This window comes from Streptomyces sp. NPDC054840 (assembly GCF_053611065.1).
Window position 1 is genome coordinate 1 of sequence record NZ_JBSGZP010000161.1, and the last position, 12,385, is coordinate 12,385.

11 protein-coding genes are annotated in these 12,385 nt (G+C 70.4%); 5 read left to right on the top strand and 6 right to left on the bottom strand.

Annotated features, from left to right (window positions below; translation table 11 throughout):
- The 5 genes from ACWGIU_RS14495 to ACWGIU_RS14515 form a co-directional block, all read right to left on the bottom strand.
- A partial coding sequence (locus ACWGIU_RS14495) for a hypothetical protein (RefSeq protein ID WP_453705699.1) occupies positions 1-293 on the bottom strand: 293 nt, incomplete at its 3' end.
- Positions 294-814: 521 nt separating this feature from the next.
- Positions 815-2,002 (bottom strand): cytochrome P450 family protein, encoded by a 1,188-nt coding sequence (locus tag ACWGIU_RS14500; RefSeq protein WP_453705701.1) that lies wholly within the window; start codon positions 2,000-2,002, stop codon positions 815-817.
- Entirely contained in the window at positions 1,999-2,304 is a 306-nt protein-coding gene (locus ACWGIU_RS14505) for a hypothetical protein (RefSeq protein ID WP_453705703.1), read from the bottom strand. Before ACWGIU_RS14505 ends, ACWGIU_RS14500 begins: the two co-directional genes overlap by 4 nt.
- Positions 2,305-2,706: 402 nt before the next feature.
- Positions 2,707-3,642, bottom strand: a complete 936-nt coding sequence (locus ACWGIU_RS14510) for a glycoside hydrolase family 16 protein (RefSeq protein WP_453705705.1) — start codon at positions 3,640-3,642, stop codon at positions 2,707-2,709.
- A gap of 235 nt (positions 3,643-3,877) precedes the next feature.
- A complete protein-coding gene (locus ACWGIU_RS14515; protein ID WP_453705707.1) occupies positions 3,878-4,420 on the bottom strand; it encodes a hypothetical protein in 543 nt (180 codons plus the stop codon).
- Between the two features lie 62 nt (positions 4,421-4,482).
- Between ACWGIU_RS14515 and ACWGIU_RS14520 the strand changes: the two genes are divergently transcribed.
- The 3 genes from ACWGIU_RS14520 (at position 4,483) to ACWGIU_RS14530 (ending at position 8,177) form a co-directional block, all read left to right on the top strand.
- Positions 4,483-6,570, top strand: a complete 2,088-nt coding sequence (locus ACWGIU_RS14520; RefSeq protein WP_453705718.1) for a bifunctional polysaccharide deacetylase/glycosyltransferase family 2 protein — start codon at positions 4,483-4,485, stop codon at positions 6,568-6,570.
- Positions 6,571-6,572: 2 nt separating this feature from the next.
- On the top strand, positions 6,573-7,847 hold the full coding sequence (locus ACWGIU_RS14525; RefSeq protein ID WP_453705709.1) for an acyltransferase family protein: 1,275 nt from the start codon (positions 6,573-6,575) through the stop codon (positions 7,845-7,847).
- A 135-nt stretch (positions 7,848-7,982) separates the two neighbouring features.
- On the top strand, positions 7,983-8,177 hold the full coding sequence (locus ACWGIU_RS14530; protein WP_453705711.1) for a hypothetical protein: 195 nt from the start codon (positions 7,983-7,985) through the stop codon (positions 8,175-8,177).
- A 172-nt stretch (positions 8,178-8,349) separates the two neighbouring features.
- Here the strand turns inward: ACWGIU_RS14530 and ACWGIU_RS14535 are convergent, their stop codons facing one another.
- The gene (locus ACWGIU_RS14535; protein ID WP_453705712.1) at positions 8,350-8,727 is read right to left on the bottom strand and encodes an FKBP-type peptidyl-prolyl cis-trans isomerase; all 378 of its coding nucleotides are present in this window, start codon (positions 8,725-8,727) and stop codon (positions 8,350-8,352) included.
- 366 nt (positions 8,728-9,093) lie between these two features.
- On the opposite strand from ACWGIU_RS14535, the gene ACWGIU_RS14540 reads away from it, so the two are divergent.
- A complete protein-coding gene (locus ACWGIU_RS14540; protein WP_453705714.1) occupies positions 9,094-10,506 on the top strand; it encodes a DUF5685 family protein in 1,413 nt (470 codons plus the stop codon).
- A gap of 320 nt (positions 10,507-10,826) precedes the next feature.
- A complete protein-coding gene (locus ACWGIU_RS14545) occupies positions 10,827-12,341 on the top strand; it encodes a DHA2 family efflux MFS transporter permease subunit (protein ID WP_453705716.1) in 1,515 nt (504 codons plus the stop codon).
- Positions 12,342-12,385 lie beyond the last annotated feature (44 nt).

Here is a 12,385-nt window from a genome sequence, read left to right on the forward strand (position 1 = left end):
CAGCAATCGCCGTCGTCGTGGCCTCCGCCCCAGTGGTTACCGTGGCCGCCGTAGCCGTGCCCGTGGCCGCCGTGCCCGTGGCCGTGGCCGCCGTACCCGTGGTGCTTGCCGTACCCGTGGTGGCCGCCGTACCCGCGGTCGCCGTCGCCCCAGCCGCCGCCGCTGACGTAGGTGGCCGAATGCGTGGGGGCCGCTGCGGAGGCCGTACCTGCGGCTCCGAGGGCGGCGCCACCTGCCATCAGAACACCGATGGCGGACACCGCGAAGAGCCGCTTCACTCTCAGTGCTTGCATGATTTCGAACCCTTCTTGTCGTTGAAGAACGCCCTCCCGCGCAAAGAAAATGGAGCGCGGGGGCGTGGTTGACCGCATGGCTGCGAGCCCGCGAGTCCCCTGTCAACGCCGCCTGTTGGGGCTGCGGACCTCCGGGCCGACGCGCGCTGCCTCGAGCATGGTGCTCGGGCGCGTTACTGCGGGCTGAGTGTTCCCCGCAGTTGCGGTTCTCTCTTAGTGACGCTAGTCCCAAATCCGCCGCTCGGCATCTCGGGATGAGGGGCCGGGACCGGCCGACCGGGCCGGTGGGCCGGCCGCAGCCGCACGGGGAGAGCTGACGCGGCGCGGCCGGGCCCTCTCCCGAATCCTGCATTCGGGGCAAGCCGGGAGGGGCCGCAGCGCGGGGAACACGCTGCGTGCTCAGGTTAGAACCGCATCGATGCGTTATGCACGAGAAGGGCCCCGGTCAGCCCATCGGGTGACATCCGAAGCGAACGGATGACTCGAACCACCTCCGCACGACGGGTGGTTGTCACGGCACGTCAGAGGGTCAGGGGGAGGGTGGTCAGGCCGCGGGTGAGGCGGCTGCGGCGCCAGGCCAGGGAGTCCGCGGGAACGGCCGGACGGGTGTCCGGGAAGCGGGTCACCAGGGCGTGCAGCGCGATCTCCGCCTCGGCGCGGGCCAGGGGCGCACCCGGGCAGCGGTGGATGCCGTGGCCGAAGGCGAGGTGGCCGCCGGAGTCCCGGTCGAGGTCAAGGCGGTGCGGGTCGGGGAACTCCGCCGGGTCGCGGTTTGCGGCTCCGGGGGCGATGAGCACCGGGAACCCCGCCGGGATGTCGACCCCGCCGACGCGCAGGTCCTCCGTGCTGTGACGGAAGGTGGCCACGCTCACCGGGGAGTCGAAACGGAGCAGTTCGTCCAGGGCGCCGGGGATCAGGTCGGGGTCCCGGCGCAGGCGGTCGAAGGCCGCCGGGTGCCGGAGCAGGGCCAGGACGGCGTTGCCGATGAAGTGGGTGGTGGTCTCGTGTCCGGCGACCAGGAGGAGGGCGGCAAGGGAGACGGTCTCGTCCCGGTCGAGGCCCTCCTGGTCGCAGTCGCGCAGGAGGGAGTGGAGCGGGCCGTCGCCGGGGGTGGCGCGGGCCGTGTCGACGAGGTGGGTGAGGTGGTCGCCGATCCGGTGCGACGCGGCGTCGACGCGGTCGGTGTCGGTCGCGTCGAAGAGGTCGTGGGACCAGCCGGCGAGCGCGGCGCGGTCGGATTCCGGCACTTCCAGCAGCTCGCAGACGACGGTGACCGGCAGGGGTACCGTCAGGTCCGCCACCAGGTCGACCTCCGTGCCCGGCCGCCACGCGGCCATGAGGCCGTCGACGACCCGGGTGATGTACGGGCGCAGTTCCCGGACGCGTCGGGTCGTGAACAGGGGCGTCGCCACCCGCCGGTGGCGCGTGTGCGCGGGTGGGTCGCTCGCCAGCATGTTGCGGGAGATCGCCGGGTGCAGGTCGCGGTTCGAGGGGCGGTCGGCGAAGAAGCGGGCCGTGTCCTTGGACAGACGGGGGTCGGTGAACGCCTCGCGGGCCTCGGGGTGGCCGGTGATCAGGTACGCGTGGTGGCCGCCGGAGCCGGTGGGTACGCGTTGCACCGGGCAGCCTTCACGCAGCCGGTCGTAGGTGGGGTAGGGGTCGTTGAAGTAGCGGGGGTCGCGCAGGGGGTCCTGCCGCGGGGCGGTCATGAGGCCGCTCCCGCGCCCGCGTTCGCGGGTGCCGGGCGCCGCGCGTACGCGTCCGCCACGAGCAGCAGCCACGCGGTCTCCGCCGGGAGTTCGCCCGTGCGGGTGCCGGCGGCGGGCGGGGCCGGCGATGCGACCGCGCGCTCCACGGCGGGGGCGCAGGAGACGAAGGCGAGGACGAACGAGGTCGGCAGCGCCGCCACCGCCCACGTGCCCGTACGGCGGTGGCCACCGCGCCCTCGTACCCGGTAGGCGGCGAAGCACAGCAGCAGGACGGCCGTGCCGGTGAAGAGGATGTCGGTCATTTCGGCCTCGCGTTCGCCCTCGCCGGCGTAGCAATCATGAACGGATCCTAGGCGGCGGTCGGTGGGACCCGGCCCTCGGCATTCATGAACGGCCGGACGACACGCGGACCGGGATTGTCCGGGCGATCATCGTGTGAGGCCGGGATGACCGTGATTGCTGTGGCGGCGCGGAACGCAGGGCCCTATCTGCCGGAGCGGGTGGCGACGGCCGGGGCGCGGGGCCGAGCACGGCCCTTCCTCCTGTGCTGATAGGAGACTCCCTCACGGCACGTGGCATCGGACGGTGGTGTCCGTGCTGCCCTCATCCGGCTGCTCAGCTGGGCTGCTGCGGGAAGGTGGACGGGGGCAGCTCGTCGCGCTCGGGATTCCAGCAGGTGGACGAACGACGTGACTCGGACCGGGTCAGGACTTCGGCACGGTGTTGATGTAATTCGTGCCGGCACTGTAGAAGCCGTCCACCGTTTTCTGGACATCCGCGTGGGAGACGGCCTCACCGTCCTTGTAGTAGAACCAGTTGACCTTCATGTCCCATGTGCGGGAACCACGGGTGAAGGGAAGGTCGATGAACCAATTGCTGAAGTGGATGTCCATCTTCTCGCGTGGGACGTACTTGCCGGAGCTGGTGAACAGCTCTTTGCCGTCCAGGGAATAGGTGACCTTTCCGTTCAGGGCGGTGATCATCATGATGTGCCAGCCCTCGACGTGTTGCTTGAGCGCGTGGGTGACCCGGTCCGGCGGATCGGCCTTGTGCCAGCTCGTGGTGTCGAGCTGCGGCCCCACCGAACCCCAGCCGCCGTTCGGCATGTACTCGTAGTCGAGTTCGCTGTAGTTCGCCGAGGAGTCCGAGGCGGAGATCGGGAAGAAGGTCTGGACGACGTGGTCGCCGTTGCCACCGCTCGTGGGCTTGTCGCTGAGGTGGACCCGAGCGGCGAAGGTCCCGTTGAAGAGGGGGGTACCGGTGCTCTGTACCTCGACCTGCTTGGTGCCCTGCTTGGTGCCGTCGGTGGAGGCCTGCAGCTGCAGGACCCTGCCCCCCTGGGCCGTCGGGTCGGAGGGGAAGCCGGCACCGGCGGTGGACCAGGTGTCCTTGATGCCCGGGCCACCACCGCCGGCACGGATCTCCCAGCCGTGGGCGGTGAGGGAAGGATCGTCGGGGCCGCTGTAGTGGAAGTCGTCGAACAGCGTTCCCGGCGGTCCGGCCGGGGTCGGCGAGGTACTGGGGGCGGGGGCGGCATCGTCACCGGGGCCGCCGGAACACGCGGCGAGTACGCACAGGAGGGCAGGCAGCGTGAGCGCGGCCCACACGCGGCGACGAGAGGTGCGGCGAGGCTGGCTCACACGGGCTCCTTGGGGCGTAGAGGCGGTACCTGGACGCGCCCTTTGCGTGAAGATCACGGCTGATCACACGAGGGGGTCATCCTACGGTTCGGGTGACCGGCCACCGCCCACTAACCGGTATCACTAATTCCATTTCGATCCGATCACAGCACTTGAGCGGATCGTGCCAAATGGTCATATCGAGCCCAAGTCGACCCCGGCCGGTGCACTAGCGTTCGCCCTGCGATCCCGCGGTCTACGTACCCTGCAATGAAAGGCCTCGCAAGGTGCGCTCAGTCATGACTTCCATCGAACGCGGACCGGCGCACCCTCCACCGCCTGACATGTCCGAGTTGAGCTGTGAGGAGCTCGCTCCCGCACCGGTGTTCGTCGACCAGTCGGGGCTGCGCGGCCGTCTGTTGCGGGGCTTCGGCTGGCCGGTCTCCGTGGTCGGCGCGATCCTGGCGGTCGCCATGGGCGGCAGCCTGATCGGCGTGCAGGCGGACGCCCCGGCGATGGGCATACCCGCGCGGCCCTCGCGGCCGCCCGCTCCGTCGCCCTCACCCGTGGCGGCGCAGTCGCCCACCCCGTCATCCGCGTCGTCCGCGCCTCGGACGGCCTCGCGCTCCGCCACACCCCGGACGAAGACCTCGGCCACCGCGTCGAAGCCCACGGCGACCACATCGAAGGCGACGACCACGTCGAAGCCCACGACTCCCGTGCCGCGCGGGGCAAGGCCTTCGGGCCCCCCGTCCAAGCACCCCTGATCTCCCCGCACCACCATCTCCAGGAGCGTCATTGTCCCGCCACCAGCGCCGCCGGCAGTCCCTGCTGAGGCCGCGCCGACTGGCCGCGCCGCCACTGCGCTTCTTCATGCCGCTGTCCTTGCTGGCGTGCCTGCTCGCGCTCCTCGTCCTGCGCGGCCTCGCCACCAACGAGGCGTTCCACGATTCCCGGATCGCGATCTCGGTCGACAAGACCACCGTGCCGGACAACCTGCTCAAGGGCGGTCCGGTCATCGACGCGCGTGGCACCAAGAACGCGCAGCCCGTGAGCTATCACATCCCCGACCGCACCGTGGTTCTGAGCTTCGACGACGGCCCCTCGCCGGAGTGGACTCCGAAGATCCTGGAGGTTCTCGCCGCCCGTGACGTCCGTGCGGACTTCTTCGTGACCGGCGCCATGACCACACGCAACCCGGAGCTGATCCGGCAGATCGTCGCGGGCGGCCACGAACTCGGCGTGCACACCTTCACCCACCCCGATCTGGTGTACCAGTCCCACGCCCGGATCAGCTGGGAGCTGGCGCAGACGCAGCTGGCGCTGGCCGGCGTCGCGGGCGTCCACAGCGCGCTGTTCCGGCCGCCGTACTCCTCCGACGCCTCGGCGCTGGACGACTGGAACTATCCAGTGATCAAGTACGTGGGCGCGCGCGGCTACCTCACCGCGTTCATCGACCGCGACACCGACGACTGGAGGCGTCCCGGGGTCGAGGAGATCGTCAAGGCTGCGATGCCGTCCAAGCCCGGTGCGGGCGCGCTGATCCTGCTGCACGACGCGGGTGGCGACCGCACCCAGACCATCGCCGCGCTCGAGCAGATCATCGACAAACTGCAGGCCCAGGGCTACCGCTTCACCACCATCTCCGACGCGCTCGGAGCCACCAGCGCCACCGTGCCGGTGCACGGGTACCAGCTGTGGGCGGGCAAGGGATACATCTGGGCCACCCAGGTCGCCGTGCACACCCTGCCGGTGCTGGTCTGGCTGCTGGCCCTCGTCGGCTTCCTCAACTTCGGCCGGTTCGGGCTGATGCTCGTCCTCGCACCGATCCACGCCCGTCGCTCCAAGCGGCGGGACGCCTGGGGACCGCCCGTCACCGAGCGGGTCACCGTACTGGTCCCGGCCTACAACGAGCGCGAGTGCATAGCCAACACCCTCAACTCCCTGGCCGTCAGTGACTACCCGATCGAGGTGATCGTCATCGACGACGGCTCCACGGACGGCACCGCGGACATCGTCGAGGAGATGGGCCTGCCGTTCGTCCGGCTGATCCGCAAGGTCAACGGCGGTAAGTCCAGCGCGCTCAACACCGGTATCGCGGCCGCCTCGCACGACGTCATCGTGATGATGGACGGCGACACCGTCTTCGAGCCGTCGACCGTGCGCGAGCTGGTCCAGCCCTTCGGCGATCCGGCGATCGGCGCGGTGGCGGGCAACGCCAAGGTCGGCAACCGCGACAGCCTGATCGGCGCCTGGCAGCACATCGAGTACGTCCTCGGCCACAACCTGGACCGCCGGATGTACGACATGCTGGGCGTCATCCAGACCATTCCCGGCGCGGTCGGCGCCTTCCGCAAGGAGGCACTGAAGCGGGTCGGCGGGATGAGCGACGACACCCTTGCCGAGGACACCGACATCACCATCGCGGTGCTCTGCGACGGCTGGCGGATCGTCTACGCCGAGCACGCCCGCGCCTGGACCGAGGCTCCCGCCAGTCTCCAGCAGCTCTGGTCCCAGCGGTACCGCTGGAGCTACGGCAGCATGCAGGCGATGTGGAAGCACCGCGGCGCGGTGACCTCCCGCGGCCCGGCCGGGCGCTTCGGCCGACTCGGGCTGCCGCTCGTCGTGCTGTTCGGCGTGGTCGCCCCGCTGCTCGCGCCGCTGGTCGACTTGTTCCTGCTGTACGGCGTGCTGTTCGGGGACGCCCCGATCACCCTCGCCAGCTGGGGCGGCTTCATTCTGCTCCAGGGCGCACTCTCCTGGTACGCCTTCCGGCTCGACCGCGAGAAGCCCTGGTACCTGATCAGCCTGCCGATCCAGCAACTGGTCTACCGGCAGCTGATGTACATCGTCCTGTTGCAGTCCGCGATCACGGCGATGACCGGTGGCCGACTGCGTTGGCAGAAGCTGGCGCGCACCGGCGAGGTCGCTGTACCGGTGGAGGTCTGACCATGACTGCATTCACCGACCTCGGGCGCAACAGGGACACCGTCAAGTTGAGGATCCCCGCTGCTCTGCGGCAGGAGCCGGTGCCGGTGCCGGTGCCGGAGCCGGAGCCGGAGCCGGAGGCACCGCTCACACGCCAGGGCGGCCGCGACCGCTATCTCGACCTGCTGCGCGCGCTGGCGTTGGGCCGCGTGATGCTCTACCACACCTTCAGCTGGTTCTGGCTGCCCCTCGTCTTTCCGTCGATGGGAGTGATGTTCGCGCTGGCCGGCTCGCTGATGGCCCGCTCGCTCGGCCGTCCCGCCCTCGGCGTGATCCGTGGCCGGCTGCGCCGGCTGCTGCCGCCGATGTGGCTGTTCGGCGGCGTCCTGATCGCCCTCCAGATCCTCGACGGCTGGGGCCCCGACTCCGACGGCCACCCCACCTGGTGGTGGACCAAGCTGGCGTTCTGGATCCTGCCGCTGAGCACCCCGCCGTTCGCGGACGACCTGCCCGGTTTCCACCGCGTGGAACACACCTGGGCGGCGCAGATCACCGTCCCGCTCTGGTACCTCCGGGCCTACCTGTGGTACGTGCTGCTCTCACCGCTGATGCTCTGGGCGCTGCGACGACTTCCGGTCGTGACGCTGTTCACCCCCCTGGCGCTGGTGATCGTCATGAACACGTTCTTCGCCGATCAGGAGTCCGTCTACAGCCGGGTCTGGGAGACCGCCAACGACTTCACCATGTTCGGCTCCTGCTGGATCCTCGGCATGGCCCACCAGGAAGGGCTGCTCAAGAAGATCCCGCAGTACGTACTGCCGTCCATCGCGCCGCTGATCATGGTGGCCGGCCTCTGGTACCTGCAGACCCGGCCGGTCGATCCGACCGTACCGACCGACATCGAGTCCTGGCCGATCGCCCAGGCACTGTGGTCCTTGGGCTTCGTTGCCATCCTGCTCCACGTGAGCCCGGCCTGGGATCGCTGGCCCAGGTTGCTGGAACGGTGGAACGGCCTGATCACCCTGCTCAACGCACGCGCTGTCAGCGTCTATCTGTGGCACCAGGTCGCCCTGGTGGCCGCCATTCCGCTGATCGACCCCCTCTGGAGCGTTCCCTTCTTCTACGAGAACTTCCAGTGGCTGCTGGCCAGCCAGTGGTTCACGCTGCTGGTGGCGATCCCGCTGGTCGGCCTGCTGGTGCTGACCTTCGGCTGGGTCGAGGACGTGGCCGCCAAACGCTCGCCGCGCCTGTGGCCGTACCCGCGCCGCCAACGGGGCAGGCGCCGGGCCGCCGACTGACGGGGGCTGAGCCTGGACCAAGGGGCCGTTTCGGAGTGATCCGAAACGGTCGGCTCGCTGTCGGAGATCCAGTACCACCCCCTCCCCGTCGACGACCCGACCCGCAGGCGCCCGCTCATCACACGGGCACGGGACATGCTCGGCTGGTCGCCCGAGGTGGACATCGATCAGGGGCTGCGCAGGACGAGCGACTGGTCCGCCTCCCGGCCCGTCGGCCTCTCGGCCGCAGCCGCCGCGATCCGCGGCGGCCAGGAGAACGGGATGCCGCCCCCGCGGAAGTACGCCGGCGCCGTGTCCGACAGGCCGGCATCCGTTCCCGCTCCCGCCTGAACGAGTCCCGGATCCTTCCCTCCGGGTGGGAGACGCGGCACCGCACCCCGGGTGGGAGCGGAGCCGGCCCCCCGGCCGGAACCTGCCGCAGACCGTGCGCTCCGCACCACCCGCCGCCGCGATGTCTCACGGCGTTCGCCTGCCGGGCCGGAGCAAGCGTGCGAAGCGTTCCTCACACCACTGAGAGCAGGTCCACCACGAAAACCAGCGTGGAACCCGCCGGGATCAACGGCGAGGGGGACTGCTTGCCGTAGCCGAGGCGCGGGGGAATGATGATCTCGCGTCGGCCGCCGACCTTCATCCCCCTGATTCCCCGGTCCCAGCCCTTGATGACGCTGCCACCGCCCACGGCGAACTTGAACGGCCGGTCCCGGTCCCAGGAGGCGTCGAACTCCCTTCCGGACTCGAAAGTGACCCCGACGTAGTGCACCCGGACCACCCTGCCCGGCTTCGCCTCGGGCCCGTCCCCGACCACGAGGTCCCGGATGGTCAGCTCCTGGGGAGCGTCACCCCCCGGAAGTTCGATCTCGGGCTTCGTCGGTTCACTCATCGCAGCCTCATTACTCTCCGCCGGAAGCCCTCGTACAGCCGGGCGCATGGTCACTTCTCCGGACGAGATCGTGTCACGCCGGCACGGCCGTCGGCAGCTCCCGCCGAGCGTGGTAAGTGCGGGCGGTCCGTGACCCCGGCGAGGCGCATTCGCCTGTCAGCGTCGCCGGCCCCGGTGACGGAGAACGCTTCAGTAGGTCGTCGACTCCGCAGACACCCTTCGGAAGGGACCCTTTAGGATGTCGGCCGCGCGTTGATGTCACCTGCGGTTGACGTCACGCCGGGTCGTGCTCATGCGACAGGCTTGCGTCCGTGAGCCGTTCGACCGGATGCGTCCGGCTAGCTGTTCCTACGGGGGAGAACTTAGGTGTTCGGAATCATCAGGCCATGCCGTCATCGCCTGGGCGAGGGCTTGCGTACCGAGTGGATGGCGCACCTGTGCGGGCTGTGCCTGACTTTGCGCAGCGAGTACGGGCAGTTCGCGAGGGTGGCCACCAACTACGACGGCCTGATCGTCTCGGTGCTGACCGAAGCGCAGTCGGAGCGAACCGGGGACTGGCGGCGGGGTGCCGGTCCGTGCCCGCTGCGCGGGATGCGGTCGGCGGACGTGGCGCAGGGTGAAGGTGCGCGGCTGGCGGCGACGGTGTCGCTGGTGCTGGCCGCAGCGAAGATGCGTGACCATGTGGCCGACGGCGACGGCCTGGTGGGGCGCCGTCCGATGGCGCTGGCGGCACGCCGGATCGCCCACAACTGGGACCGTGCGGGCGTCGCGGGCGGCGAACGGCTCGGCTTCGACACCGCGCTGCTGCTCGCGGCGGTCGAGCGCCAGCCGGACGTCGAGCGGTCGACGGGCCCCGGTGGCTCGCTGCTGACGGTCACGGAGCCTGCGGAGACGGCGACCGCAGCCGCCTTCTCGTACACCGCGGTGCTCACGGACCGCCCGGGCAACGCCGAACCGCTGGCTGAAGCCGGCCGCCTGTTCGGTCGGCTGGCGCATCTGCTGGACGCGGTGGAGGATCTGGACGCGGACGAGGCGTCCGGCGCGTGGAATCCGATCGCCGTGACCGGCGCGGACCGCGCCGAGGTGCGCCGGCTCTGCGACGACGCCGTCCGCGGCATCCGACTCGCCCTGTCCGACGCCGTCTTCGTCGACGAGCGGCTGGTGCGGGCGCTTCTGGGCGACGAGTTGGAGCGTGCCGTCGACCGGGTCTTCGACCCCCGGCATCGTCACCATCAGCACCGCCGCCAGGTGCGGGGCCTGCGCATGCTGCCCTGGCTGGGACGCCGTGCGGAGACGGAAGCGCCCTCGGGGACCGGCACGGCCACGGCTTGCGGCACAGGGGAGCCGGCGGGCGCGGCCCCGACGGCTGGGGCGATGGCGTCCGTGGGTGGGGCGATGGCGTCGGGCCGGCCGTCGGAAGGACAGTGCCGGCGGTGTCACGGGTGGGGCCGGTTGTGCGGCGATTGCAGGTTGTGCTCCAGATGCTGCCGCTGCGGCGAAGACGCAGGCCAGGACGACGGAGAGCCCTTGCAGTTCGGCAACGGCAACGGCAACGGCAACGGCGGCTCGAACCGAGATGGTTCCGGCAGAGACGGTTCCGGGAGTGACGGCTGGTTCGGCGGCCAGGGCGGCGGCAACTCGGGTGGCTCCTCCGGTGGTTCGGGCGGCGGTCATGGGTCCGGTGGCTCTGGTGGTTCCGGCGGTGGCTCGGGTGACGGCTGTGGCGGTGGCGGTGGCTGCTGCAATCCGTGCAAGTGCTGCTGCGACTGCTGCGACTGAACGACGGATGAGCCTGGTTCCCCGCCCGCGGGGGACCAGGTGCCGAACTCCTCGTCGTCGCCGTGCTCGACGACGGCCTACGCGCCGGGGCAGCGCGGCGAATGCCCCAGGTCCGGGGCCTCGGGAAGGAAGGGTGCGCTTGCCGCCAGTGGTGCTGGAGCTCGGCGCCGGCCTGCTGCAGCAGCCATGTCCTGGCCGTTCCTGGTCGGCAAAATGGTTTGAGCTCGGGCGGCGGCACCGAGAGGATCGGGAAAGACCGATGAGTTCTTCCCGCCGCCGGGGTCTGTCCGTGTGACCCGCCACGTACGGAGGGCACTCACATGACGGAAGGCACCATGCCCGCACCACACGCAACGCCCACCCTCTCGCCCGCCCGCGTCACCGCCGTGCTGCGGATCCTCGTGCTGTCCACGTTCGTCGTCCTCCTCAACGAGACGATCATGGTCAACGCGATCCCGCGGCTCATGCGCGATTTCGAGGTCACCGCAGCCGCCGCGGGGTGGCTGTCCACGGCCTTCATGCTCACCATGGCCGTCGTCATCCCGGTGACGGGGTGGTTCCTCCAGCGCGTGACGACCCGGACCGCCTTCGGACTCGCCATGGCGCTGTTCCTCGCCGGCACGGCTCTGGCCGCGGCCGCGCCCGCCTTCCCCGTACTGCTGGCCGCCCGCGTCATCCAGGCCGGCGGCACCGCCGTCATGATGCCGCTGCTCATGACGACGCTGATGACCCTCGTGCCCCCGCACGACCGCGGCCGTGTCATGGGCAACATCACCCTCGTCATCTCCGTCGCACCCGCGCTCGGCCCCGCCGTCTCCGGTGTGCTGCTGCAGCTGGGGTCATGGCGCCTGCTGTTCCTGGCCGTGCTCCCGATCGCCGGAGCCATGGCCGTATTCGGTCGGCGCAACCTGGTCGACATCGGCGAGCCGCAGGCCGTCCCCATCGACTGGATGTCCGTCCCCCTGGCGGCAGCGGGCTTCGGAGCCCTGGTCTACGGCCTGAGCGGGCTCGGTGCCGAGAACGCGGGCCAGGCCCCCCTGCCCCCGGAGGCCGTCACCCTGGCCGGTGCCGTGCTCGTAGGGCTGTTCGTATGGCGACAACTGGCACTGCAGCGCTCGTCCGCACCGCTGCTGGACCTGCGCGCACTGACGTTCCGTCATTTCTCCGTCGCGCTGGGCCTTATGTGCCTGTCGTTCATGGCCCTCATGGGTGCGTTCATCCTCCTGCCGATCTACCTGCAGGAGGTGTGCGGCCTGACCTCACTGCAGACCGGGCTGCTCCTCATCCCCGGCGGCCTGACCATGGGCCTGCTCGGACCGCAGGTCGGCAAGCTCTACGACCGACTCGGCGCACCGCGCCTGGTCGTACCCGGAGCCGTACTCACAGCGCTTTGCCTCGCGCTGTTCGCCCTCACGGGCGAACAGACCTCGCCGTGGCTGGTGCTCGCCCTTCACGTGGCCCTGAGCGCGGGCATGGCGTTCGTCTTCACCCCCGTCTTCACCTCCGGTCTGTCCGTACTGCCGCCGCACCTCTACCCCCACGGCTCCGCCATCCTGGGCTCGCTCCAGCAGGTCGCGGCGGCCGCCGGTACCGCGCTGGTCATCAGTGTCATGTCGGGACACGCCGCCACGGCAGCAGCCGAGGGCGCCGACACCACCGGCGCCCTCGCCACGGGCATCCGGTGGGGATTCGGCATCGGTGCCGTCATCGGGGCCCTGGCCGTGCTGGCCGCGTTGCTGATCCGCACCCCGCCCGCTCCGCAACAGCCTGCTGCGCCGGAGACCGAGAACGAGGACGGAACCGCGACGAGCAAAACCGCCCACACACCCACCTGACGCGCCGGATGATCGCTCCTGTGCTCGCCGCCGCTGTGCAGGGG